This is a genomic window from Armatimonas rosea, from assembly GCF_014202505.1.
In the GTDB taxonomy this organism is placed as follows: Bacteria; Armatimonadota; Armatimonadia; order Armatimonadales; family Armatimonadaceae; genus Armatimonas; species Armatimonas rosea.
Genome location: NZ_JACHGW010000002.1, coordinates 967,352 through 989,118, shown reverse-complemented (window position 1 = coordinate 989,118; position 21,767 = coordinate 967,352). Strand labels below are relative to the sequence as shown.

Below are 21,767 nucleotides of genomic sequence, written 5' to 3'. Positions count from 1 at the left end.
GACTGAATTCAATCAGTAATTAATTATATATATAATTAATTGTTTTTAATCAAGGGTTGATAAATATCTGGTTCGTGTTATTTTTGGCTAATGAGTTTACTGCCAATCCCAGAGGACATATCCACCAGAAACCCGGTGGCCCAAGCTCCCTTGAAAAGGTCAGGTCCAGGCCGACCACCAGGACTCAAGATGCAACTTACCAGCATCCTGATGGAGCCTGAGCTGGTTGAATGGGCCAAGCGTCAGCCTGAAGGTCTCTCGGGTATGGTTCGTCGTCTTCTCCGAGTAGAAATGGAAAACGACAGGTAGACCTTGAGAAAGTTCTGCCGTACATCCGCTCGGGCAAGCTGAAAGCGTTTCGGGAGGGTTCCTGGAGAAGCAAGCTCCTGTTGCCCGAGCGTCGTCGGCATCACTAGAGGAACTTTCACATCACGACAGCTTGGGCAGCGTCACGCTCTTGATACCATCGCTCCAGGCGGAGCCTCTCCCGCTGGGTCAGTGTCTCGCCACGCGTGAACCTATCGTGCAAGCCATGGCCGCTTGCACGGTAGCGATACTCGGAGCGAGCAAGGCGTTGTTGTAAGTCCTCGGGAACGTCGCTCAAGCTGGGATAGATCTCAACCACCAGAGCATCACAGAAGCAGCGGGGCAGTCCACAGGACGCTCCGCGACACAGGTAGGCCAGCCCACTATCTAGATCAGTGACGAGCGCCTTCCAGTGCTTGCCCCGCCGAGACTTTCGGCTATCTTGGGGCGAAACATGGAGTTGGAGGCGCTCACCACTCAGAGTGCGTGGGGTAAAAAGCAACCGATCCATGCTAGAAGACTCCGCCTCGTCTTCATCAAGCGGAAGGCTTGATTGGAGTTGGCAGTCTCTACAGCGGGACGCTTTTTGCAGCCTTGGAGACGTAGGGCTATGGTGACGGGGTAAGCCCTAACCACTTCCCATTTCCTACTGGATTCTCACCCGCGATGGCAATCCCACAGCCCTCGCACTCTACCAGCGCCACTACTCCTGCTCACCACGTCGGCCCAAAAAGGCACAACTCTTTGTCGGGCCGGGGGAGAAGATGGTTCTGATTACACAGAACCAGGATGCTCTCTTTGTTTGGCGGCACCACATCAGCCAGGATCGGCGGCATGCCTGGGGTTTACGAAGCCCCTGGGGAGTAAACGCGGCAGTGTTTCGCAACGAGGGGACGACACGCTCCAGCGATTTAATCGGCGAGGCGATGCAGTGGGCCTGGCAACGCTGGCCGGGCGAGCGTTTCTACACCTACGTCAATCCAACCAAAATCGCCAGTCCGAACCCAGGCTACTGTTTTCTGAGTGCGGGCTGGCAAAGGTGTGGAATAACTCACAAGGGACTGCTTGTGCTGGAGTGCCTGCCTCCTCAAACCAAACGCTTGCGACGAACCACCAGTTCCTTGGCTGGATTCTGAAGAATCTTCTGGACAACACCAACGCTCTGGTGCACGTCACGAACGAAGTCCGGGTCGAGTTTAGTGTAGAGCAACGTGGTCTTTGTCTCCTTATGCCCTGCGATAGTCTGAGCGGCAAGCAAGTTTGTCTTGGCGAGTTTGTTGAGCGAGAAACGACGTAGGCTGTGAAGTGTGATAGAGCCGGGCAGGTTTGCCCAGCGAGCATAGGTCTTGAGGGCACGGCGGAACGAGTGAATATCAGCCTGATTGCCCATCTCGTTGATGAAGAGCCAGCCCTCATCTTCCTCAGGAGGCAGGTTGGACATGAGCTTCTTTCGGAGTCGGAGCCAGATTTCCATCGCACTGGCCCATCCCGGACTGACCGGAAGCGCTCTGGGTTCGCGACCTTTGCTCTCCCGGATGTAGATCATCCGCTCTTTGATGCGGTAGTCCTCCACCTTCAAGGCGAGTAGCTCTCCCACACGACACGCGCTATCGAGCAGTCCGATGGTGATGGCGATATTGCGATCCCGGTGAAAGAGTCGTTTGCCGGGAGGTAGGAAACGGGCATCGGGATTCTTGGTAGGGTCGAAGTAGTTACGGGTCGCCTCTAAGATTGCCCGGACATCATCATCGGGCGGCATGTAGCGGGCAGGGGCAGGAGCCTTGCGAATCTCGTAGTCGGCCAGCGGGTTGCGCTCCAGAAGATCGTTGCGTGAGCACCACTTGCACAGAGCTTTCAGGCAAATGGCATCATGGCGGAGCGTGGTCGGCCCGATGCCTTTGCCTTGCCGGTACGCGAGGTACCGGTCGAGGTGGCGCTTGCCGAAGCCCTGGAAGGGCACCTGGTTCTCATTGGCCCAAGGCGTGAACTGCCGGAGCTGGACTTTGTAGAAGCGCAGGGTCTGAGGCGAGCGTGTCGCCTGAAGGTGGTAGGAGAACTCCTGGATGGCTTCCTCCCAGGTGATGAGGCTGTTTTGGCCCAAAGCTTTGTACATCTGACACCCCTTACGGATAGATCATTTTGAATGTAGCAATAGCTATCAACAGCGTCAACACTCTTACAAGAAATACAGCCACCATCAGTTACTGATAGTGGCTGCTTTCGGATGGGTTGTACAGGACTCGAACCTGTGACCCGCTGATTAAGAGTCAGCTGCTCTACCGACTGAGCTAACAACCCGAAACGCAAGGGGAATAATACCATAGGTCTTTCCCTCTGTCAAGCTATTGACGGCTATTTTTCCGCATGGTAGAGTAAACATGACAACAGTCTTGTCCAGAGTGGCGGAGGGATCGGCCCTATGAAACCACCGCAACCGGCGCGAATCTGCGTAGCCTGGTGCGAATTCCGAGCAGGCGCTTCCTGCGAAGACAAGAGACACTCTTCTCTCGCCGCACGCCTCAGGCTGGACACGGAACTAAAGAGAGAACGAAATGTCTGATACTTCCCTGTTTACCTCGGAGTCCGTCTCCGTTGGCCATCCCGATAAGATCGCCGATCAAATCAGTGATGCCATCCTGGACTTCTGCCTCGCGGAGCTACCCACCAGCCGTGTTGCCTGTGAGACGCTGGTCACCACAGATACCGTGGTGGTCGCGGGGGAGATTACCACGCAAAAAGACGCCCTAACCGCACGCAAGGTCGATGAGCTGGCTCGCGCGGTGATTGCGGAGATTGGCTACAACGATCCTGCGATGCTCTTCTCTGCCAACGAGGTGCGTGTCTTTAACTTTGTGCATGCCCAGTCCCCCGATATCGCCATGGGCGTCGACTCGGGCGGTGCGGGCGACCAAGGTCTGATGTTTGGGTATGCCTGCGACGATACCGAGGCGCTGATGCCCCTGCCGATCCAGGTCGCGCACCAGCTTGTCGCGACCCATGTCGAGCTGCGCAACTCCAAGAAACTGGCCTGGCTCCGCCCCGATGCCAAGAGCCAGGTGACCGTCAAGTACGACAGCAGCGGCAAGCCAGTCGGGCTCGATGCCATTGTGCTCTCCACCCAGCACGATGAGAGTGTCATGGCCTCCAAGCACGGCAAGCCCTACTTCACCGACGAGGCGCGCCAGGAGATTATCGAGACCCTGATCCGCCCGGTTCTCCTCAAGGAGTGCCCCAGTCTCATCACCGGCGAGCTCGTGGCGCTCTCTCCCGACAACCTCGATGCGACCGTCGCTGACAACGCCATCCGCTGCTTTGTCAACCCGACCGGCAACTTCCTGATCGGCGGCCCCCACGGCGACTCGGGTCTGACCGGGCGCAAGATCATTGTCGATACCTACGGCGGCTACGCGCGCCATGGCGGCGGTGCGTTCTCGGGCAAGGACCCGACAAAAGTAGACCGCTCGGCAGCCTATGTCGCGCGCTACCTCGCCAAGCTGGTTATCGCCGCGGGGCTGGCCAGCAAGTGCGAGATCCAGCTCGCCTACGCCATCGGGGTTGCACAGCCGGTCTCGGTGCGTGTGGATACCTTCGGCACGGGCAAGCTCCCCGACACGGAGATCTCGGCCCGCCTCAAGAGCAAGTTCGATCTGACCCCCAAGGGCATTATCGAGACGCTCAACCTGCGCCGCCCGATCTACCAAGCCACCGCCAAGAACGGCCACTTCGGTAACCCTAGCTTCCCCTGGGAGGACACCAGCCGCGCCAGCGAGCTGGCCTAACCTACACCCAAATGCCCCCGGCCCACATGGACCGGGGGCGTTTTTATTCGTAGAACGAGTTCACACCGGGCTGCCCCGTGAAGTTTGGCGCGTCGTGGTCCAGCGCGCCCAAGTAGCGTAGCGGCAGCGGCTGGCTCTGCACCGTCCCCTCGATCAGGTGCCGACGCGTGTCGTAGCGCCAGCCGTGTTTTCGGAGCAATGCCAGGAGCCTACGCCGCTCCACTCCCTGAATATTGACCAAGTCCAAGTGCCCCACCAAGCGCCCCGTCTCGGAAAGCAGCGCGGCGTACTGCGCCAGAGTCCCGAGCTTATCCCCAAGGTAGTGAAGGCCATGCACACAGGTGATCAGCTCAAACGGCCCCTCCAAAGCGCACTCCCCCACCGGGCTCTCGATCAGGCGCAGGTGCGGAAAGTCGTCGCCGCCGTCGGCAAAGAGCCCCACCAAGTCCACCCCGACAATCTCGATCCCCTGCCCGATGCACAGCCCCGCCGCCTCGATCAGCGCCCGCCCAGAGCCACAGCATAAATCCAGCCACCGCGCCGGACGTCGCCCCTCCAGCCACACCAGCGGCGCAAACCCGAGGTCTTTGGCGTAGCTATTAGCCCCCAAAAGCCCCCGCTCCCGGTTCATCGTCGAGTTCGCCACCACCGAGGAGCGCGTCAGGGAGTTGTCATCAAGAAGCATCACAACGGCGTAACTTTCACGATGCGGACTTCGTGAGGGTTCCTCCTAAGGCAAAGGCAGCATTGTAGCCAATTCGCTTCCCGTAGATCGCAGCCCCCGGATGCTTAGCCTGCACCTGAAGACCCGTGCGCACCGGATCAGCATCCACGGCGAAGTCACCGGTTTCAACATCAATGGAGACAATTTTGCCGATGTTTTCGTCGGTCTCTACCAACGCTCGAACGGTCGCTTCGTAGAGTTCTTCCCCAAGGCGCACAATCTCGTCGCCCGAAAAACGCGGGTGTGGCATAGCAAACATCCTTTCACCCCCAATTTTATCACGTCGACTACCTATCAATAACTAAATGGACAAAAGTCCCTCACGGAGTTTTGCAATATCCTCCATCGGAGCATCCTTATAACCAAGTTGCTTGAACCCAGGAAAACCGCCCCACTCGAAGGCAATACGGAGGTAATTCACAAAGGTCGTTCGATTGGGCTCAATCTTTAAAAGAGGGTCAGCCAATGCCTCAGGGAGATCAATAAAGTAATCAGCTCCACCAGCAGGTGTGTACTTCATGACATCATCCACGGATATTGATGCACAAAATGTGTAGGGCGGCTGGCCAGAATGACTGTATTTGGAGTACTCATAGTACTCAAACACCTCATCGATTGGCCAAACCATCAGCGGGTCATGGCAGGAACGCGGCCAGTGAGTCATGATGCCACAAAGATCAACACTGCCAACCTCTCTCCAAAACGCCTTTAGCGCCAATGGGATTGAACCAGCTTTCGCTTCCCAAAACGCAATTTTCTCCTCAATATTTGCATCTGGTGGCACGTGTGCACCCCGAAACCAAGGTATCCCAATTCGCTCAGAAGGCCACTTCAACCAATGGTTTCCAAAGTCATAGCCCATTTCGGTAAGTCGAGGAATAAGAATTTCGATGTTGTGCCGTACACGGCGCATGGTTTCCCATGCCACAGCCTCGGCATCCTCAGTAGAGATCGGCTTTCCAAAGCGGTCCACTCCACAGTTTAGCTCTGCCCAAACGGCCTCGCACTCACCCGAAAAATAGCGCTCCATGGTCGACATAAGGAAAAAAACCTCTCCCCTCCTCCCGCGATTCTCGGGAGGAGGGGCTGGGGAGGAGGGACTACGCCCGCTGGAGCGAGCGGCGTTTGTAGAGGAACTCGAAGAGGTTGCCTTCGTGGGGCTGGTCCCACGACGTGACCATCGTGGAGATGGGGCCGAGGTTGAGGCGGTCGATGAGCGGGCAGTCGAAGAGCTGGTCGATGAAGGCCTGGTCCTCGGTGATCGCCATGACGACCAGCGAGGGGCCGATCTGGCTGAGCATCTCGCTCTGAGGCACCTCGACCACGCTGGCGTAGGGGAAGAGGTACTCCTTGTTGGAGAGCGGGTGCTGGAAGTTATTACAGCGGACGATGGTTGGGCGCAGGTAGGTGCTGCCATCCAATTCCACCAAGCGCTCGCCGGTGCGGTACTTGGCCGTCACATCCTCCGCACCCGACGTTTTCAGGCCATCGGTGACCGCGCCATCCATCCACTCGGCCATCTTGGGGTTGGCAAAGCCCGAGAGAACGGCATCGGGATCGCTGGCGGGGCGCGGCTCGATAGCGGCGAGCTTCTTGGCCAGTGCATCGGCGATCTCAGCGCCGTACTTGGGAACCACCACGGCGCTGGCATTGATGCAGCTGCGGCCGCCGTTGTCCGCAATCGACGATGCGATGACGTCAATAAACTCCGGCCAGCGCTCGATCTTATCCTCGCCGATAAGCACCTTGCTCCAGCCGGGACCGTGGACACTGACACCGGGGTTGCCCGCGTAGCGCTCGACCGTCGCCTGATCGCCGAAGATGATCGCGCGCTTGCAGTGCTCCATCACCGCGGCGCTCCCCTCGTGGTCGGTGGGGTAGAAGCTAAATGCCTCGGGCGGGGCACCGGCGGCGAGAAACGCCTGGATGATGCGAAACGGGGTCCACGGCTCCTCGCGGCCTGGCTTGAGGACGATCGGAATCTTGAGGGCGATACAGGGAATCCAGAGCGAGTTGACGCCCGGGGAGTTGCTCGGAAGCACGACTCCCAGCGCCGCGGTGGTGGCGTAGTAGCTCACGGGGACGCCGTTCTGCTCGCCGTAGCCGTTGTCTAGGACGTCTAAGGGCATCCCGCGGGTGAGGCCCTTGAGGATGGTGGGCATCTGGGTGAAGACTTGGTTGATCTTGGCCATGTTGCGGCGGATCATGACGTGCGGTAGGCCACTGGTCGCCGCCAGCTGCGCGATATAGTCGTCGGGGGTCTGCACTTGCCCATCGCCCAGCGGGAGCGCGGACTCCATAAAGTGCTTGCCGGCGTCGGCGCAGATCTCTAGGAGCCGTGCGACAGGGATATCGCGCAGGCAGGCACGCGACGGCTTGCGTAGGTCACGGCGGATCACGCCCGCGTTGACCTGCCCAACATGGGCGACAAGCTCCCCGCTCTTGACACTCTTGAGCTCGGCCTTCTCCAGGCTCTCGTAGACTTGGCCCCGACGCAGGGTCGGTAGATACGGCAATGACATGTTTGGATTCCTTTAATGTGTCCTGTTGGACCGCCCCCGTGGGAAGGGGGCGTCAACGAGCGCTTCACGCTGGAAAGGCCTTCGGCCATAAATAAGCCCGATGGCCGAAGGCCTTTGCGGCGGAGTCTGCGACGCCCGTTGACGCCCCGCTCCAACCAGGGCGACTACTTCCCGCTCACGGCAGTGAGGTGGCTCAGCGTGCGCAGGTAGAGCGTCTTCTCGCCAAAGGCGGGCGTCGAGTTGGTTCCCTCTCCCAGGTCGTGGCGGCCTAGGATCTTGAAGGTCTTCTCGGCGGCGATCACCACCAGCTCACCTTTATTACTTGTCGCCCAGAGCTTCCCCTCACAAAACACGGGCGAGCCATAGAAGTTCCCGCCCACACGCTCCAGCCAGACCGTCTCCCCAGTCGTCGGCTTCACGCAGTGGACCACGCCGCCATCGCCCCAGAGGAAGAGTAGGTCATTGGCATAGAGCGGGCAAGGAACGTAGGGCGTGTTGCGGGTCTGCTTCCAGGCGAGCTCCGGCTTGCCACCGTTTGCACCGGGCCTCAGCGCCACAAAGAGCCGGCTGCCATTGCCCACCCCGGTCCCGGCGAAGATCAGCCCACCCGCGAAGATCGGGGAGCCGACACAGCGCAGGCTAAAGAGCCCTGGCAGGTCCCAGAGGACTTTCCCGGTTGCGGCCTCGACACTCGTGATCCCTTGGGCCGTGCTCGCAAAGAGCAGCTGCATCGGGGCGGTCTTCTCGGGCTGGTAGAGCATCGGAACCGCGTAGGGGGCGTCCTTGCTGGGCCGCTTCACCTCCCAGCGTGTCTGTCCGGTCTTGGCATCCAGCGCCACCAGCCCGCCCGGCGCGTTCTCCGGCTCGCGGGAGAAGATCAGCATACCGTCGTAGAGGATCGGGGCCGATGCGCCTCCGTGCTGGGTGGGAAAGGCCCCAAACTCCCGCTGCCAGACCGGCTTTCCCGCCAGCGTGTGCGCCGTCACCACAAAGTTTTCGTCGCTAGGCCAGGTGGCGTAGACCCGCTCTTTGTCAACCGTGGGAGTCGCGCTGGCGGCGGTGTTGAGCTCGTGGGTGTGGTAGACCTTGAAGTCAAAGCTCTGCCGCCAGCGCTCTTTTCCGGTCTTGGTGTCCAGGCAGACCAAGTGCCGCTTCCCCGCCTCGCGCTGGGCCGCCGTCACCAACAACGACTCGCCCATGAGCACCGGCGACGAGTGCCCCTCGCCGGGGAGAGTCGCCTTCCAGCGAACGTCCTTGTCCGTAAAATCCGCCGCGACTCCCGTGGGCTGCCCGATCCCCGTGCCATTGGGTCCTCGAAACCGTGTCCAGTCTTGCATGCGCCCATTTTACCTGAGATGCTATACTGACCCCATTCCGAAGCAACAGTGAAGCAGGTAATAATGTCTATCCTTCTCTATGAGGAAAAATTTGCCTCAGGTAGCTCCCTCGATCACAACCAAGTTGGCCTCGGTGCCTCAAATGCGCTGACGATCCGCGTCACCTCCACGGGGCTACAAGTGACCTCAGTCTTCGCCCTCTTTAAGCTATTCTCAGAGTTCTACGACCTAGAGCACCAGATCGCGCCCAGCGATATTCTAGAGATACGCGATGGGGGAACAGTGTGGGGGCAACGCCGCTTGATCGTCCGGTTTCGCCGAACAAGTGGGCGAATTAGTGAGATTGAGCTCAGGCCCTGCGACTACGATCGCCTGAAGCAAGCCCTGGAGACGCTACGCTCCACGCCGGAGGTAATCTGAAGTGCTTATCCTCTACGCAATCGCCGCGCTTCTCCTCGGGGGTGCGACACTCTATTTTGTCAAAAAGAGCATCGAGGTGCGTAAGTTTCTTGCGGGGGCATTCTTCGTGAGTAGTGGCGTCTTGCTCTACCTCTCGCTAGCCAAAGTCTCCGTCCCGATCTTAGGAACAGCGATGATCCAGACACCGGAGCTGGCAGGGACACGGAGCGCGATCCACTTTGTCTTCTTTCTGCTCTGCTTCTACTTCGGTTTTCTTAAGAAGCCCACCGAGAGACCCGCATGACCATTCAGCTCGACAACTTAACCCGCCCCGAGGTCGCGCAGCTCTTGGAGGAGCACCTCACGGACATGCGGGCGGTCTCGCCGCCGGAGAGTGTGCACGCGCTGGATTTAGAGGGGTTGCGAAAGCCTGAGCTCACGTTCTGGACGCTCTGGGACGGCGGCACTCTGGCGGGCTGCGCGGCACTGAAGGAGCTGACTCCCCAGCACGGCGAGCTCAAGTCCATGCGCACCGCAGCGGCGTTTCGTCGGCGCGGGGTGGCCGCGCGGCTCCTTGCGCATGTCCTCGACGAGGCCAGCGAGCGGGGCTACATGCGCCTCAGCCTGGAGACGGGCTCACAGCCGTTCTTTGCGCCGGCCCACCAGCTCTACACACGCTTTGGGTTTGTGGCCTGCGGCCCGTTTGCCGCCTACAAAGACGATCCCAACAGCACTTTTATGACCCGCACGCTCGCCGCGCGTAGCGATGGCACGGTGCGCCTGACCCGCTTCGCCGCCACCGATGCCCCGGTGCTCTGCGCCGGTGACCACGACCCCGAGCACCGCCTGCGCTTCGACTTCCCCGCAGACTTTGTCCCCAGCGTCGCGCACGCCGAGGCGGTCTTGGCGCGCTGGGAGCAGGAGCGCCTAAGCGGGGTGCGCTTTCCCTTCGCGGTCCGCGACGCGCACTCGTCCACGCTCCTCGGCGGCTGCGAGCTCCAGCCGCTTGAGAGCGACAGCCAGAGGCGCACGGCCAATCTCTCCTACTGGACCTACCCCGAGCACCGTGGCAAGGGGGTCGCCACCCGCGCAGTCGCATTGGCCTGCCAGCTCGCCTTCGAGACATACGGCTTCGAGCAGCTTGAGCTGCTCACTGCCCCCGACAACACCGCCTCCCGCCGGGTCGCACTCCGTAGTGGCTTCCAAGAGCTCGGCCTGCGCGACGGCGAGGTTCTCCATACTCGGACCAAAGTCGGTGATACCCAAGGCTAGACTCGCTACGAGTGGTAACACGACTCTTAGGGTAAACTATCTCCTAACGGTTGCCAAGTTATACGAGCGCTCTACCGTGCTTGGAACCACCTTAAAGAGGGGAGAGAGCCATCTGCAGAGATGCCCCCTACCAAAACAGCAGTCGAGGAGTTCGTGATGAAGAAAAAGTTGATGCTGGTTGTGGTCATGACACTGGTTGTTTTGAATGGAACAAAAATCGCCGTCGCCGGTGGTGATGTCCCCCTGATGTTCTCCAAATGGCACGGTCTGGTCGAGATCAAGCCTCTCTCGGCAGACTGTCGCTTTCAGACCAATAGCTCCGCTCCCGAAAGAAAGCTCGCTCCGGGCTGGCAGCGCATTCAAAAGGGAGAGTATCTAGGGAAATTCCTGGTGCGAACCGGCAAGCACTCCTGGGTACAGGTCAATCATTCCTGGATGTGTGTCGAGAGCAATAGCCTCCTCACCACGGATGGCCCCGATGGGCTCAAAGAGATCGTCCACCAGGGGAAAGTCACGGCGGTTGATGGCAAGCCTGGCCCAGGTCTCCCGGAGAGCTCCTGGCTACACTACGCCACGAAGCACTAACCCAAAGAAAGAAACAACCTCTTTCAAGAGTTTCCCGAGGAACGAGTCCTCGGGCTTGCAAGGGCGACGCGTCCCTGCGGACGCAGTAGGTTAGGTTGGCTGCGAAGGCAGCCGTCGCCCTCTTAAGCCGGAACTCTGGTGGTTGCGGACACTTTTGAAAGAAGTACAATCCTCATATGTGCACCCTCACCACCTCGCTTACTCTGCTGCTCCTCGTCCTTGCCGGGTGCCAGAAGAGCGCGCCGCCCACTCCGCTGACGTTCTACACGCTAAGCGCCACGAAGGTGGAGGGAGGGCAGTTTCTCGATACCGAGCACTATCCCAAGCTAGGCTATATCGCCGCGACACCCGAGCTCTCCCTCACCCACCTGGAGAGTGCCACCCCCCAAACGACCTCGCCGAAGGGATCGAAAGCGTCGGTGATCCAGGTACGGCTCACTCCCGACGACACCAAGAAGCTCACCGCCTTCACCCAAGGAGCGCTCCATAAGACCATCGTCATTCGCTTGGGCAAGACGATCCTCATGGCCCCCAAGGTCAACGAAGCCCTCACCCGCCCCGACCTCGGGATCGCGCTCCGTGAGGGGCCAAACACGCAGACCATCGAAGCGGGCCTCAAAAAACTCGCGGAGTAGGCCGGACTTCCATGAAATATATCAAGCGGCTCATCTTGGTACTTTTTTGCTTTTTTCTGCTAGGAAGCACGCTCCTCTGGCAGCGCAACGAGCGCGACTATGCCCTCACCGAAGCCATCAGCAGAAACGATATCGCCAAGGTCGAGAAGCTCTTGGACGCAGGCGTAGACCCCAACGCACTCTGGTCCGGCTATGACCTCAAGGCAACAGCCTACCGCCTTATGGGCCGCGATCCTTTCGATGGTGGCCCTCTCCACAGCGACTACCGAATGATCCGTTGGACCCAAAATCCCCAGATGCGGCAGCTACTGATCGCGCACGGTGCTCGTCCCTAACAAAAGAAAAGGGCACCGGCGTCGTAAATGCATTCAAGGCAGTGATAAAATCAGACATGTCCCTGACCGAGTTACGTCCTGCGCTCCATGCCCTCCCACGCCAGGAGAAATTTATGCTCGTGCAAGAGCTTCTCGCTGAGCTAGCCCAGCAAGAAGAGCTGACAAAAGCAGGTGTTGTCCTCGAAAATTCCTATCCCGTGTGGACACCCGCGGAGAACCATGAGGCAGCTGCCTCGTTGCAAAAACTGCTTGAGGACGATAAGGCAGGCAGAATGTGACAGAGTTGGAGCCTGCCACATTCCCGTTCGTGAATGCGAATCCCCATCTTCCTGGCTCTAGCCTCGTTCCCCTGCTTCCCTTCTTCCTCTCGTATCAGAGCCAGCAACTTGCAACAGCGGGCATGTTGGATACAGGTGCTTCTATCAATGTTCTTCCCTATAGTTTAGGACTGGAGCTAGGTTTAAGCTGGGAAGACCAGCACCACACCATCACACTTGCAGGAAATCTCGCACAGATTCCTGCCCGTGGTGTCGTACTTTCGGCAACCGTCGCCTCGTTTCCACCGGTTCGACTTGCTTTTGCGTGGGCACAAACCGACCACGTCCGAGTACTTCTAGGCCAAGTTAACTTCTTCCAGGAATTCAACGTCTGCTTCTTCCGTTCTCAGTCCATGTTTGAAGTGATGCCAGCCACGAGGTGAATTTCGTGAAAAAACCTGCAATCATCATTGCCGCACTCGCCGTCAGTCTTGTGATTGCCATCTTTTATGTGATCAAGCCTCCTTCCGACGTTCAGGTGGCAAGAGACCTCATCCAATCCCTTCACGACTCCAACCGCCCACAGCTCGGCCCCCTCTCCTCATGGGATCTGCATATCAATACCTACGATCATCCCGCACAAGGAAGCACCATTAAGGACTTGTACCACCAGACGTGCCGTCGGCTGGAAGCGCTCTACCCTGGCCAGCTACAGAGCTATTTTTGGCGAGATGTCGAAGGATACCCACGCTGGGTCACCATTGTTCCTATGGAGCGCAGGGGTGAAAAGCCACAACACCTTCGGGTCAGTGCCTATGAAAACAACGACAATGACAGCTTCCGCTTCGCTCTTCGAGATGGCAAATTTTCCGTAGAGGCAGGCGAGATGATGTCAGAAAAAGGAAAGGAGCGCACCAAGTCTTGGGCGCTCCCTCCAACCTCTTTCCAGGGCTCCTGGTAAGTCTCTAGTAGACGCCCTCGATGGCCTTGGTCTCCAGTGCGCCAAACGGGCGCACTTCCCCCACACCGTCCCAGGCGAAGCGGCCCCAGGGCTGGCGGCGCAGGGCTTCGTCGCGCTCCAGGAAGCGCGGCATGAAGAACTCCTTGGTGAGGGTCGAGAGCTCGACCCGGCCCCAGGTGTCGTAGTCCACGGTGGTCTGGGTGTCGTTGGGATCGACAATGCGGAGCACGGCGCGGGGCTGCGGGGCGTGGTAGGTGATGGAGTAGTTGTCCTCGCGGGTCACCGGGCGGCTCTGGGCGAGGCCCATGAGCGTGTTGCCGTAGGTCGGGACAAACTGAGCGCGGTTGTCGAGGATCTCCTCGATCAGGAAGCGCACGGTCTGCGGGTTCATCGACGTCCCGCCGCAGAAGACTCCCTTGATTCCGGCATCGGGGACATTGACATACTCATCCAGCGCCTCTAGGAGTAGCGGCGTGGTGAAGAGGCAGCTGATCTTGCGGTGCTTGAGCAAGGTCGCGCCCTGCTCGACCGCGTGCTTCTTGTACTTCTTGGCGGTCTCAAACTCTTTATCGGCGATCAGGCGCTTCACCCAGCGCGGGTCCAGGTCGGTGTGGTAGCACGAGCCGCCGCGGAAGTTGGCCAGGTGCTCGATGGCGAGGCGCAGGCGGCGTGGGCCGGTGGGGCCGAGCATGAGCCAGTTGCCGCCCTTGGGGAAGAACTTGTCGTCGAGGCCTGCTGAGAACTCCTCGTAGTCGTGCTTGTGGTCGTCCCAGCCGATCCGCTGCTTGGGCATCCCCGTGGTCCCGCCGGTCTCAAAGACAAAGAACGGGCGGCCGGTGTAGGGCTTGGGCACCCAGACCTCGTTGGGCAGGTCGCGCAGCCACTCGTCCTGGAAGTGTGGGAACTTGGCCAGGTCCGCAGCGCAGGTCACGGCCTTGATCGGGTCGAAGTCGGCGGACTTGGCCCAGTCGAGCCAGAAAGGACAGCCGGTCTCGGGGGAGAAGTGCCAGGCGATAATCTCGCGCACATGGGCATCGAGAGCATCTTGTGCGGCCTGGATCGCACCGGGAGAAACAGTACTCATGGTGTTAGCATACCTGATAGGATGGGGGCTATGGTTCGCGCGGAAGCCATCGCCCGAGAGTTTTTCGGCCAAGCCGCCACACGTATCGAAGCGCTACCGGGCCTTGGAAGCGTCAACGATATTTTCGTGGCCCAGTTCCCCAAAAAACGGATCGTCGTGCGCCTGCCTAAGCCTGAGGACAGAGCGGGCGCGGAGGCATCCTACACCAAAGAGCTCTGGTGTTTGGAGGAGGCCACCCGCCTCGGGATTCCCAGCCCACTCGTGCTCCAGTTCGGCATCCACGACGGCTGGCCCTACCAGATTTTAAGCTATATCGAGGGAGTGAATGGGGCGCAGAGCACGCTTGCGCCCCACCTTCTCTGGCACACTCTGGGCGGCTACGCCCGACGCTTTCACACCTGCTCCCTCGCGGGATTTGGCGAGTCGGCGGATATCTTCTCCTTCGTTCCTCCACCCCCTTCCAACATTCCCCCAAGCGTGGCGGTCTTTTGCCCAACACCGGCACAGCGCGGGTGGCAGCGTTTTGTGCGCTACAACCTTGATAGCCTCACCGCAAACGATGCCCTGCTTGGGCTAGGGGTCTACGCCTCCCACCAGCGCGACTTCATCGTGGCGCGCTTCACCGCGCTCCAGAGCCAGCCTGTCGCGCTGGGGCTGTGTCATGGAGACCTATCGCCGCGCAACACGGTCCTTACCCCAGAGGGCACGCTGGTACTCCTCGACTGGGGCTGTGCTGAGGCGCATGTCGTCCCCCACTACGACCTGCTGAATGTGCCCGACGAGTTCCTTGGGACGTTTCTCGATGGCTACGGCTGGCCGATTGAGACGCGGGCGGCGCTCCTTGCTCAGGTGCAAGATCTGGCGCTTCTCAAGGCGTTTGATCTCGTGCGCTGGGCAATCGACCGCTGCCCCCGCCGCATCGAGGAGCTCGCGATGAAAGCCCGCGCACGAGCGCAAAGTGTGGCATAATTGGCCCATGCAAGCAAACCCGAAACAGTGGGAGAAAGAGATCGCGGCCTTCGAGGCAGCGGACCGCAAGCGCTTCCCACGCCCCGGCGGCATTGTCTTTGTCGGAAGCTCGACCATCCGTATCTGGAAGAGCCTTGAGAAGGACTTCCCCGGCTACAACACGCTCAACCGGGGCTTTGGCGGCTCCCAGCTCCCAGACTCGACCCACTTTGCCCCGCGCATCCTGCTCCCCTACCAGCCGCGCCAGATCGTGCTCTTTGCGGGAACCAACGACATCAATGCCAAGCGGACGCCCCGGCAGGTGGCCCAAGACTTCAGCGACTTCGTGGTCACCGTCCGCCAGCTTCTGCCCCGCACCCGGCTCTCGTTTATCGAGCTGACGAGCAGCCCCAGCCGCTGGGCCCAGCGCGATGCCGTCGTGGAGACCAATCGGATTATCCAGCGCCTCTGCCAGCGCAACGGGGTGGACTTTATCCCCGTGCGCGAGAAGCTCTTTGGCCCCACAGGAGAGCCGCGCCCCGAGCTCTTTATCACCGACAAGCTCCACCTCAACGCCGATGGCTACAAGATCCTCGCCGAGGCGGTGCGGCCGTTTCTGAGCCGCTAAAACGACCTGGGTGTGCGAGGAGTTGAAAATTCCTCGCTGAAGGCAACAAGTTGCCGGACGTCCTACCGAACGGCGCATTCACCGGCCCAGAGGGCCCTGGGCGCGCAGCGCCTCTAGCGAGGGATTTTCAACCCCTCGAAGGAAAAACAACAATGAAGATCTCTATCGCAGGTTACAGTGTCCACGGGCTCCTCTCCGAGGGCAAGATCGATATCTTTGGCTACCTGGAGAGCTGCCGCTACCGCTTCGGCCTCGACACCGCCGATATCTGGAACGGCTTGCTTCCCTCGCTGGACAGCGCGCTGATCCGCAAGGTGCGCCAGGGGCTTGACGAGCGCGAGCTGACCCTGGTCAACTACCACGCCGATGGCTGCCATGTCTGGGAAGATAGCCCTGAAGCGCGCGCCAAGAACCGCGAGCTGGCCTTTGAGCACCTAAGAGTCGCCGCGACCCTCGGGGCAAAGACCGTGCGGATCGACACCGGCGGCAAGCTAGAGCACATGAGCCCCGAGCAGCTGGAGATTGTCTCCGACCAGTTCCGTGAGTACTGTGTCTTTGGGCAGGAGCATGGCTTCTCGGTCGGCCCCGAGACCCACTGGGGCATCTCGCTGATCGCCGACAACATGGAAGCGATCGCCAAGACAGTCGCGCACCCGGCCTACGGGATCCTGCTGCACATCGGGCACTGGGAGCTGGGCGACCCCGACGAAGGCGACCGGCGGCTCGCGCCCTACGCGGTGCACACCCATGTCGATGCCCGGGTCACCCACACCTGCCTGGCCGAGAAGATGGCACTCCTCCTGGATGCGGGCTACACGGGCTGCTGGGGGGTTGAGCACCACTCCAAGCAAAACGAGTACGCCGAGATCGCCGTGCAGCTCGCGATGGTGCGCCGGGTCCTCTCCCGCCTGCTCTGGGAGCGCCAGGCCGCCGAGGGGCTCGCCGCGGCCAAGGCCAAAGACGGTAACCCGCTCCTGACCGCGGAGCAAGAGGGGCGCGCCTAGACAAGCGGAGTGAACCCCAAGGCAGGCTTTTTCGTCGGTGAGGACATGAAAAATATCCTTCTTCTCTCCACCGTTTTTCTTGCTCTAAGCCTGCCTTCCCACGCACAGAAGCCCGACAAGCAAGCCCGCAAGGCAAGCAAGAGCACCGCCGCCAGCACCAGTAGCCGCGACCGCAGTCAGCTCGCGGCTCTGGCAGCGGCGGTCCATAGCCTCACCCTCACCGATCCCCAGCGCACCAAGCTGGAGGGGATCACCCTCAAGCTGGAGGCCGATATCCTCGCCACTCTCACCCCTGACCAGCAAGCCCAGTTTAAAGAGGCGCTGGAGCAGGCCAAGAAGGGAAAGAAAGAGCCGGCCAGCAAGTCGATGTTTGGGGAGCTGATCGAGAGCCTCCAGCTCACCGCCGACCAGAAAGTCAAGGTCACCCCGATCTTTGACCAGCTCCAGGACAAGCTCACCGAGCTCCAGAAAAGTGCCCGCGCCAACCGCAGCGATCCCGATGCCCGCCAGGACGCTGCCAATAAGAGCCGTGAGGTCATGACCGATGCCCGCGCCAAACTACGCCCACTCCTCACCCCGGATCAGCTTACACGCCTAGATGCCTGGCAGCCTCCCAAAGGAAAAAAATAATACGATAGCATAGAAGTTGCGGAGCCTTATTGGTTTAAGAAGAAAGGAACTTCTCTTGATGAATCGTCTTATTCTCAGCGCTTCGGCGCTCTTGCTCACCGGCCTTATGGCACACGCCGAGGAGCCCGTTCTAACATCGGGGACCTATATTTTTGCGGGTGGCACCTCGCTCCTGAGTGAGAGCACCCGCAAAGGCATCTCCGAGAGCGGCCTGGTTATCGGTCTTGGGACGGCGAGCCGGGGCAGTCAGCGCCAGGTCGGGGTGCCGTCGTGGGAGCTCACCCACTTCCTCAGCGAGGGCCAGGGCAACACGCTCACGGCGACGGGCCTCTCCTACGTCGAGCGCGCTCCGACGACATCGGGGGCACGGAGCTACTACGGTTTTGGGCTGGGCGTGGCAAGCCTCAAGCTCGATGTCCCCGGGCCCGCGGCATCGGATATATTCTCTGCAACCCGCTCGACAACACGTGCTACCAGCGCCGATGGCCCCCTCGCGATCAAGAACCTCAGTGGCACCCGCTTTGTCCCCTCGTTTCTGCTCGGAACTCCGCTGGGAAGCAAGGCATTTATCGAGGCGCGCTACACCGGTCTCGGCTCGCTCAGCGGGGTGCGCGCCGACCAGTACAGCCTGAGCCTGGGGATTCACCTCTAGCACAAACTTGCCCGTCACAGAACTTCCCTGGGCAAGGGGTACAATCGTGCCATGAGTAAGAAAGTTCTTGTGACGGGCGGTAGTGGAAAGGCGGGCTCTTATGTGGTCCGCGAGCTGGTAGCGGCGGGCTACGAGGTGACCAACCTCGATCAGCGGCGCTTAGAGGGGCTCCCCGGCGCGTTTATCAAAGTGGATCTCTGCAATGCGGGCGAGGTCTACGATGCCTTTGCGCAGGTGAAGCCCGACTTTGTCTGTCATGTCGCAGCCAACCCAGCCCCCAGCGGGGACCCACGGCAGACAGTCTTTGCCAACAACACGCTCTCGACCTACCACGTGCTCCAGGCTGCCGGCGATTTTGGGGTCAAGCGCCTTGTCTATGCATCGTCGGAGATGGCGACCGGCTGGCTGACCACCACCCAGCTCCCCCCGCGCCTGCCCTTTGCTGAGGAGGACCGCGCCACGACTCCCAATGCCTACGCGCTCTCCAAGTACCTGGGCGAGGTAATCTCCGACTCGCTCTCCGTGCGCTACCCCGAGATGCCAATTGTCTCCCTGCGCATCAACAATGTCATCACCCCCGAGACCTACACCTGGCTCGCCGACCGCCGGGCCAACTACCCGCACGGCGGCAGCGGCAACTTCTGGAGCTACATCGATGTGCGCGATGTCGCCACGGCGTTTCGCTGTGCGATCGAGGCCGACACCACGGGCCACGAGGTATTTCTGATCGCCGCAGCGGATACCTGCCTGGACACGCCGCTCCACAACGCTCTCCAAGACCACTACGGCAACGAGGCGCTCGCGCTCCTGGCCGAGGGCCATGGGGAGTTCCAGAGTGTCTTTAACTGCAGCAAGGCCGAGCGCGTCCTTGGGTGGAAGGCGGCGCATTCGTGGCGGGATGCGTAGTCTCGGTTAGATCGCCCCGGTGAGAGCGGGGCGTCAACGAGCGTCGCAAGCTCCGCTGGGAAGGCCTTCGGCCATACAAATTCCCATGCCCGGAACGGGCTTTGCAGCGCGTAGCGCTCTCCAGCCCCCCCGCTCCAACCGGGGGGGGACGCGACGCTCTCCAGTCCCCCTGCTCCAACCGGGGGGAAAACACGATGACACCACTCGATGTACTCCTCACCGACGTTCGTGCGTGCACGCTCTGCGCGGAGCACCTGCCGCACGGGCCGCGCCCGGTGCTCCAGTGCCACTCCGATGCCAAGATTCTGATTGTCGGGCAGGCGCCAGGGCGGCGCGTCCATGCGTCGGGGATTCCCTTCGATGACCCGAGCGGGGAGCGGCTCCGCGACTGGCTGGGGATCACGCCCGCCGTTTTCTACGACCCGCACCAAATCGCGCTACTCCCGATGGGCTTTTGCTACCCCGGCACCAGCAAGTCCGGCGACCTGCCTCCACGCCCTGAGTGCGCCCCGGCTTGGCGCAAGAAGCTTCTGGCGCACTTGCCAAATCTTCAGCTCACGCTTGTGATCGGGCAGTATGCCATGGCCTATCACCTGCCCACGGTGCGCGGCTCGGTCACGGAAATTGTGCAAGGCTGGCGTGACCACTGGCCGAGTGTCGTTCCCTTGCCCCATCCCAGCCCGCGCAATAATCTCTGGCTGCGGCGCAATCCCTGGTTCGACGAAGACATCGTCCCCGCCTTGCGCTTGCGTGTCGCGGAAGTACTAGGTATAAACGCTTCTATTTTCTGAGAAACTTCTCGCGATGCTTCAAACTTGAGGAGCATTAGTTTTAACTTTCCTAATTTTGGATATACTCCGCTATGGCAGAAGAAACGTCAAGGCGATTGTTTTTTACCTGCCTATTCCCCCATATACAGGAGTATTGTGATGCCAAACGTCTCTGTGAAAGATGCACCGGCGGTGATGAGCCGATTTCTTGAGCACTGGTTTGCAGTGAATGCAGCGCTTGCACCCGACGCACTCACGCTGCGGGGGGGCTATGATGTGGCGGCGCTCGCCGCAGATCGCACGACTTTTGAGGCCAATGCGCAAGCGGTTACGCAAAGTATGAACCGCTCCGAGACCGCGATTAGCCGCCGTAAGGCGCTGCGTGCGAGCCTTCGTGAGCGCCTGCGCTCGTTCCGGGCCACGGTGCTCGCCGACTTTGCCGAGACGGAGTTTGCCGCCGCGCTGCCGCTGATTCCCTCGATGACTGCAAATGACAGCCTCTGGGAGCAGACTATCCACGATATGGCAGATCTCTGGGCACGCCTCAATGCCGCCTCCCTTCCCGACTTTACGCCACCCCTTACCCTTCAAGGCGGCTATACCCACGCGGAGCTTGTCGCCGAGACCGCCGCGCTAGTCGCCGCGACGCACGATGCCAAAGAGGCCCCCCAAGCCAGCACCACCCTGCGCAAGACCCGTGACACGCACCTCAAGACGGTCCAAGCCAACCTGGTGCGCTACCGAAAAGCGGTCACCGCACGCTTCCTCCAAGATCATGCGCTGATCCTCTCCCTGCCAAACCTATAGGAGCAAGACTGTGACCAAGCCAGAAGTACCGATTTTGTATAAGACCGATCTCTCTGCTGTCGACTGGCAGGAGCTTAGGGCGTTGCTGATCGCGGATCGTTTCCATAATGGGCGAACGGCGGAGCAGCTAGAGGAGTCGTTTCGCAATAGCTTTGCGACCGTTATCGCCTATGCCGGCCCGCAGCCTATCGGCACCGCACGCGCCCTCTCCGATGGAGTCTGCAACGCCTACATTGTCGATGTCTGGACCTACTCTGCCTATCGACGGCAAGGAGTTGCCACCGCGATGATGGCCTTACTGGAAGCAAAGCTCTCTGGGCAACATGTGGCCTTATTTACAGAAGATGCTGTCCCTCTGTACACCACTCTCGCCTACACTGAGGAGACCGTTGGCATGAGCAAGGTAATCGGAACCTGGCTACGACGACATGACTCTCTCTGATCCCGAGACAATCCACACGATCCGCTATCTATCGTCGGGGGCGGACAAGCCGGAGCGGCGCTTGCTGGAGGTTGCTCTGGTGCGCTACGCCTGGGAGAAGAAAACCGCGCCTTGTTTTTTGGTGACCGCCGACCTCCAAGGCCGCGAACAGGGCAAGCGTAACCGGCTCCTGGGTGAGGTGCTCGCCGAGGAGCTAGCGCTTCTCCAGGAGCTCGGGCAAGTCCCCCCTTTGGACTTCTGCCTGCTGGCGGGCGACTTCTACGACTACCCCGACTGCCACAAGCGCGGCGGAACCGGCGATATCACTCCGGTGCTCAATGCCTTCGCCCCCCTCGCGCCCCAGACACTTGCCGTGCTGGGCAACCACGACGAGGCCACGCCTGCGGCCATCGCTTCCCAAGTGACACTGCTTGATGGCACGAAAGCCTCGGTCGCGGGGCTCACGGTGGGCGGTGTCGGCGGGATTGTGGGCAACCCAGAGCGCAACCAGCGCAAGACCGAGACAGAGTTTCTGCGTGCGGTCGAGAGAGCCACGCGCCCCCAGGCCGATATTCTCCTGCTCCACCAAGGCCCCGAAGGCCCCACCGAGCGGCACCGTGGCTGGAGCGCCCTCAACGAGCAGCTCCAGTACGAAGACGATTTACTAGTCGTGTTTGGCCACTGCTACTGGCCCACGCCCTTCCACACCGAAGGCACCAACCTCTTCTGCAACACCGACAGCCGCGTGCTGATCTTTGTCGGAGCCACACCATGACTCGTGAGACAGCCTACCACTCGTGCATTC

At 60.4% G+C, this 21,767-nt stretch carries 28 protein-coding genes, 1 tRNA gene, 1 pseudogene and 1 riboswitch; of the genes and pseudogenes, 21 read left to right on the top strand and 9 right to left on the bottom strand.

The window, feature by feature from the left end:
- Window positions 1–424 precede the first annotated feature (424 nt).
- From HNQ39_RS12495 to HNQ39_RS12485, 3 genes are all read right to left on the bottom strand, one after another.
- Window positions 425–817 (bottom strand): hypothetical protein, encoded by a 393-nt coding sequence (locus tag HNQ39_RS12495; protein WP_184196206.1) that lies wholly within the window; start codon window positions 815–817, stop codon window positions 425–427.
- 576 nt (window positions 818–1,393) lie between these two features.
- Window positions 1,394–2,419, bottom strand: a complete 1,026-nt coding sequence (locus HNQ39_RS12490; RefSeq protein WP_184196203.1) for a tyrosine-type recombinase/integrase — start codon at window positions 2,417–2,419, stop codon at window positions 1,394–1,396.
- A 112-nt stretch (window positions 2,420–2,531) separates the two neighbouring features.
- Window positions 2,532–2,604, bottom strand: a tRNA-Lys gene (locus tag HNQ39_RS12485).
- An 89-nt stretch (window positions 2,605–2,693) separates the two neighbouring features.
- Window positions 2,694–2,802: riboswitch (SAM riboswitch) on the top strand.
- A gap of 56 nt (window positions 2,803–2,858) precedes the next feature.
- On the opposite strand from HNQ39_RS12485, the gene metK reads away from it, so the two are divergent.
- A complete protein-coding gene (gene metK, locus HNQ39_RS12480; RefSeq protein WP_184196200.1) occupies window positions 2,859–4,085 on the top strand; it encodes a methionine adenosyltransferase in 1,227 nt (408 codons plus the stop codon).
- A 43-nt stretch (window positions 4,086–4,128) separates the two neighbouring features.
- Here metK and HNQ39_RS12475 read toward each other — a convergent pair whose 3' ends face one another.
- The 5 genes from HNQ39_RS12475 to HNQ39_RS12455 form a co-directional block, all read right to left on the bottom strand.
- Window positions 4,129–4,770, bottom strand: a complete 642-nt coding sequence (locus HNQ39_RS12475) for a methyltransferase domain-containing protein (protein WP_184197740.1) — start codon at window positions 4,768–4,770, stop codon at window positions 4,129–4,131.
- A 16-nt stretch (window positions 4,771–4,786) separates the two neighbouring features.
- On the bottom strand, window positions 4,787–5,059 hold the full coding sequence (locus HNQ39_RS12470) for a hypothetical protein (RefSeq protein ID WP_184196197.1): 273 nt from the start codon (window positions 5,057–5,059) through the stop codon (window positions 4,787–4,789).
- Between the two features lie 51 nt (window positions 5,060–5,110).
- Entirely contained in the window at window positions 5,111–5,848 is a 738-nt protein-coding gene (locus HNQ39_RS12465; RefSeq protein WP_184196194.1) for a hypothetical protein, read from the bottom strand.
- A 61-nt stretch (window positions 5,849–5,909) separates the two neighbouring features.
- A complete protein-coding gene (locus HNQ39_RS12460) occupies window positions 5,910–7,331 on the bottom strand; it encodes an aldehyde dehydrogenase family protein (RefSeq protein ID WP_184196191.1) in 1,422 nt (473 codons plus the stop codon).
- A 164-nt stretch (window positions 7,332–7,495) separates the two neighbouring features.
- Window positions 7,496–8,668, bottom strand: a complete 1,173-nt coding sequence (locus HNQ39_RS12455) for a PQQ-like beta-propeller repeat protein (protein WP_184196188.1) — start codon at window positions 8,666–8,668, stop codon at window positions 7,496–7,498.
- Window positions 8,669–8,731: 63 nt separating this feature from the next.
- Between HNQ39_RS12455 and HNQ39_RS12450 the strand changes: the two genes are divergently transcribed.
- From HNQ39_RS12450 to HNQ39_RS12410, 10 genes and pseudogenes are all read left to right on the top strand, one after another.
- Window positions 8,732–9,088, top strand: a complete 357-nt coding sequence (locus tag HNQ39_RS12450) for a hypothetical protein (RefSeq protein ID WP_184196185.1) — start codon at window positions 8,732–8,734, stop codon at window positions 9,086–9,088.
- Window position 9,089: 1 nt separating this feature from the next.
- Complete coding sequence (locus tag HNQ39_RS12445; protein ID WP_184196183.1) at window positions 9,090–9,371, top strand: hypothetical protein; 282 nt, start codon at window positions 9,090–9,092, stop codon at window positions 9,369–9,371.
- Window positions 9,368–9,820, top strand: a pseudogene (locus tag HNQ39_RS30575) (GNAT family N-acetyltransferase); the annotation flags it as partial. The gene HNQ39_RS12445 and the pseudogene HNQ39_RS30575, both read left to right, overlap by 4 nt.
- Window positions 9,806–10,339: a GNAT family N-acetyltransferase gene (locus HNQ39_RS30570; protein ID WP_343075967.1), complete on the top strand. Its 534-nt coding sequence runs from the start codon at window positions 9,806–9,808 to the stop codon at window positions 10,337–10,339. The pseudogene HNQ39_RS30575 and the gene HNQ39_RS30570, both read left to right, overlap by 15 nt.
- A 120-nt stretch (window positions 10,340–10,459) precedes the next feature.
- Window positions 10,460–10,924, top strand: a complete 465-nt coding sequence (locus HNQ39_RS12435) for a hypothetical protein (protein ID WP_184196177.1) — start codon at window positions 10,460–10,462, stop codon at window positions 10,922–10,924.
- A gap of 176 nt (window positions 10,925–11,100) precedes the next feature.
- Window positions 11,101–11,559: a hypothetical protein gene (locus HNQ39_RS12430; RefSeq protein ID WP_184196174.1), complete on the top strand. Its 459-nt coding sequence runs from the start codon at window positions 11,101–11,103 to the stop codon at window positions 11,557–11,559.
- Window positions 11,560–11,570: 11 nt separating this feature from the next.
- Window positions 11,571–11,894 carry an ankyrin repeat domain-containing protein gene (locus tag HNQ39_RS12425; RefSeq protein ID WP_184196171.1) on the top strand — a complete coding sequence of 108 codons (324 nt, stop codon included), beginning with the start codon at window positions 11,571–11,573 and terminating at the stop codon, window positions 11,892–11,894.
- Between the two features lie 56 nt (window positions 11,895–11,950).
- Window positions 11,951–12,172 (top strand): hypothetical protein, encoded by a 222-nt coding sequence (locus tag HNQ39_RS12420; protein WP_184196168.1) that lies wholly within the window; start codon window positions 11,951–11,953, stop codon window positions 12,170–12,172.
- Window positions 12,169–12,594 carry an aspartyl protease family protein gene (locus tag HNQ39_RS12415; protein ID WP_184196165.1) on the top strand — a complete coding sequence of 142 codons (426 nt, stop codon included), beginning with the start codon at window positions 12,169–12,171 and terminating at the stop codon, window positions 12,592–12,594. The genes HNQ39_RS12420 and HNQ39_RS12415 overlap by 4 nt, the downstream gene beginning before the upstream one ends.
- 5 nt (window positions 12,595–12,599) lie before the next feature.
- Window positions 12,600–13,112 carry a hypothetical protein gene (locus HNQ39_RS12410; RefSeq protein WP_184196162.1) on the top strand — a complete coding sequence of 171 codons (513 nt, stop codon included), beginning with the start codon at window positions 12,600–12,602 and terminating at the stop codon, window positions 13,110–13,112.
- 4 nt (window positions 13,113–13,116) lie between these two features.
- On the opposite strand, the gene HNQ39_RS12405 is transcribed toward HNQ39_RS12410, so the two are convergent.
- Entirely contained in the window at window positions 13,117–14,196 is a 1,080-nt protein-coding gene (locus tag HNQ39_RS12405) for a hypothetical protein (protein ID WP_184196159.1), read from the bottom strand.
- Window positions 14,197–14,226: 30 nt separating this feature from the next.
- Between HNQ39_RS12405 and HNQ39_RS12400 the strand changes: the two genes are divergently transcribed.
- The 10 genes from HNQ39_RS12400 to HNQ39_RS12355 all read left to right on the top strand — a co-directional run bounded on the left by HNQ39_RS12400 (window position 14,227) and on the right by HNQ39_RS12355 (window position 21,737).
- Window positions 14,227–15,165, top strand: a complete 939-nt coding sequence (locus HNQ39_RS12400) for a phosphotransferase (RefSeq protein WP_184196155.1) — start codon at window positions 14,227–14,229, stop codon at window positions 15,163–15,165.
- 7 nt (window positions 15,166–15,172) lie between these two features.
- Window positions 15,173–15,772 carry a GDSL-type esterase/lipase family protein gene (locus tag HNQ39_RS12395; protein WP_184196152.1) on the top strand — a complete coding sequence of 200 codons (600 nt, stop codon included), beginning with the start codon at window positions 15,173–15,175 and terminating at the stop codon, window positions 15,770–15,772.
- A 152-nt stretch (window positions 15,773–15,924) separates the two neighbouring features.
- A complete protein-coding gene (locus HNQ39_RS12390; protein ID WP_184196149.1) occupies window positions 15,925–16,776 on the top strand; it encodes a sugar phosphate isomerase/epimerase family protein in 852 nt (283 codons plus the stop codon).
- 45 nt (window positions 16,777–16,821) lie between these two features.
- A complete protein-coding gene (locus tag HNQ39_RS12385) occupies window positions 16,822–17,406 on the top strand; it encodes a hypothetical protein (RefSeq protein WP_184196146.1) in 585 nt (194 codons plus the stop codon).
- A 58-nt stretch (window positions 17,407–17,464) separates the two neighbouring features.
- Window positions 17,465–18,058 (top strand): hypothetical protein, encoded by a 594-nt coding sequence (locus tag HNQ39_RS12380; protein ID WP_184196144.1) that lies wholly within the window; start codon window positions 17,465–17,467, stop codon window positions 18,056–18,058.
- Window positions 18,059–18,109: 51 nt separating this feature from the next.
- Window positions 18,110–18,964: an NAD-dependent epimerase/dehydratase family protein gene (locus HNQ39_RS12375; protein ID WP_184196142.1), complete on the top strand. Its 855-nt coding sequence runs from the start codon at window positions 18,110–18,112 to the stop codon at window positions 18,962–18,964.
- A gap of 194 nt (window positions 18,965–19,158) precedes the next feature.
- Window positions 19,159–19,755 (top strand): uracil-DNA glycosylase family protein, encoded by a 597-nt coding sequence (locus HNQ39_RS12370; protein WP_184196140.1) that lies wholly within the window; start codon window positions 19,159–19,161, stop codon window positions 19,753–19,755.
- Between the two features lie 174 nt (window positions 19,756–19,929).
- The gene (locus tag HNQ39_RS12365) at window positions 19,930–20,541 is read left to right on the top strand and encodes a hypothetical protein (protein ID WP_184196138.1); all 612 of its coding nucleotides are present in this window, start codon (window positions 19,930–19,932) and stop codon (window positions 20,539–20,541) included.
- 10 nt (window positions 20,542–20,551) lie between these two features.
- Window positions 20,552–20,983 (top strand): GNAT family N-acetyltransferase, encoded by a 432-nt coding sequence (locus HNQ39_RS12360; RefSeq protein WP_184196136.1) that lies wholly within the window; start codon window positions 20,552–20,554, stop codon window positions 20,981–20,983.
- Window positions 20,970–21,737 carry a metallophosphoesterase family protein gene (locus HNQ39_RS12355; protein WP_184196134.1) on the top strand — a complete coding sequence of 256 codons (768 nt, stop codon included), beginning with the start codon at window positions 20,970–20,972 and terminating at the stop codon, window positions 21,735–21,737. The genes HNQ39_RS12360 and HNQ39_RS12355 overlap by 14 nt, the downstream gene beginning before the upstream one ends.
- Window positions 21,738–21,767 lie beyond the last annotated feature (30 nt).

What these genes read in the sequence shown, in the direction of transcription:
- HNQ39_RS12495 (WP_184196206.1), bottom strand. Translation starts at nt 817, where the DNA reads ATGGATCGGTTGCTTTTTACCCCACGCACTCTGAGTGGTGAGCGCCTC.
- HNQ39_RS12490 (WP_184196203.1), bottom strand. Translation starts at nt 2,419, where the DNA reads ATGTACAAAGCTTTGGGCCAAAACAGCCTCATCACCTGGGAGGAAGCC.
- metK (WP_184196200.1), top strand. Translation starts at nt 2,859, where the DNA reads ATGTCTGATACTTCCCTGTTTACCTCGGAGTCCGTCTCCGTTGGCCAT.
- HNQ39_RS12475 (WP_184197740.1), bottom strand. Translation starts at nt 4,770, where the DNA reads ATGCTTCTTGATGACAACTCCCTGACGCGCTCCTCGGTGGTGGCGAAC.
- HNQ39_RS12470 (WP_184196197.1), bottom strand. Translation starts at nt 5,059, where the DNA reads ATGCCACACCCGCGTTTTTCGGGCGACGAGATTGTGCGCCTTGGGGAA.
- HNQ39_RS12465 (WP_184196194.1), bottom strand. Translation starts at nt 5,848, where the DNA reads ATGTCGACCATGGAGCGCTATTTTTCGGGTGAGTGCGAGGCCGTTTGG.
- HNQ39_RS12460 (WP_184196191.1), bottom strand. Translation starts at nt 7,331, where the DNA reads ATGTCATTGCCGTATCTACCGACCCTGCGTCGGGGCCAAGTCTACGAG.
- HNQ39_RS12455 (WP_184196188.1), bottom strand. Translation starts at nt 8,668, where the DNA reads ATGCAAGACTGGACACGGTTTCGAGGACCCAATGGCACGGGGATCGGG.
- HNQ39_RS12450 (WP_184196185.1), top strand. Translation starts at nt 8,732, where the DNA reads ATGTCTATCCTTCTCTATGAGGAAAAATTTGCCTCAGGTAGCTCCCTC.
- HNQ39_RS30570 (WP_343075967.1), top strand. Translation starts at nt 9,806, where the DNA reads ATGACCCGCACGCTCGCCGCGCGTAGCGATGGCACGGTGCGCCTGACC.
- HNQ39_RS12435 (WP_184196177.1), top strand. Translation starts at nt 10,460, where the DNA reads ATGCCCCCTACCAAAACAGCAGTCGAGGAGTTCGTGATGAAGAAAAAG.
- HNQ39_RS12430 (WP_184196174.1), top strand. Translation starts at nt 11,101, where the DNA reads ATGTGCACCCTCACCACCTCGCTTACTCTGCTGCTCCTCGTCCTTGCC.
- HNQ39_RS12425 (WP_184196171.1), top strand. Translation starts at nt 11,571, where the DNA reads ATGAAATATATCAAGCGGCTCATCTTGGTACTTTTTTGCTTTTTTCTG.
- HNQ39_RS12420 (WP_184196168.1), top strand. Translation starts at nt 11,951, where the DNA reads ATGTCCCTGACCGAGTTACGTCCTGCGCTCCATGCCCTCCCACGCCAG.
- HNQ39_RS12405 (WP_184196159.1), bottom strand. Translation starts at nt 14,196, where the DNA reads ATGAGTACTGTTTCTCCCGGTGCGATCCAGGCCGCACAAGATGCTCTC.
- HNQ39_RS12400 (WP_184196155.1), top strand. Translation starts at nt 14,227, where the DNA reads ATGGTTCGCGCGGAAGCCATCGCCCGAGAGTTTTTCGGCCAAGCCGCC.
- HNQ39_RS12395 (WP_184196152.1), top strand. Translation starts at nt 15,173, where the DNA reads ATGCAAGCAAACCCGAAACAGTGGGAGAAAGAGATCGCGGCCTTCGAG.
- HNQ39_RS12390 (WP_184196149.1), top strand. Translation starts at nt 15,925, where the DNA reads ATGAAGATCTCTATCGCAGGTTACAGTGTCCACGGGCTCCTCTCCGAG.
- HNQ39_RS12385 (WP_184196146.1), top strand. Translation starts at nt 16,822, where the DNA reads ATGAAAAATATCCTTCTTCTCTCCACCGTTTTTCTTGCTCTAAGCCTG.
- HNQ39_RS12380 (WP_184196144.1), top strand. Translation starts at nt 17,465, where the DNA reads ATGAATCGTCTTATTCTCAGCGCTTCGGCGCTCTTGCTCACCGGCCTT.
- HNQ39_RS12375 (WP_184196142.1), top strand. Translation starts at nt 18,110, where the DNA reads ATGAGTAAGAAAGTTCTTGTGACGGGCGGTAGTGGAAAGGCGGGCTCT.
- HNQ39_RS12370 (WP_184196140.1), top strand. Translation starts at nt 19,159, where the DNA reads ATGACACCACTCGATGTACTCCTCACCGACGTTCGTGCGTGCACGCTC.
- HNQ39_RS12365 (WP_184196138.1), top strand. Translation starts at nt 19,930, where the DNA reads ATGAGCCGATTTCTTGAGCACTGGTTTGCAGTGAATGCAGCGCTTGCA.
- HNQ39_RS12355 (WP_184196134.1), top strand. Translation starts at nt 20,970, where the DNA reads ATGACTCTCTCTGATCCCGAGACAATCCACACGATCCGCTATCTATCG.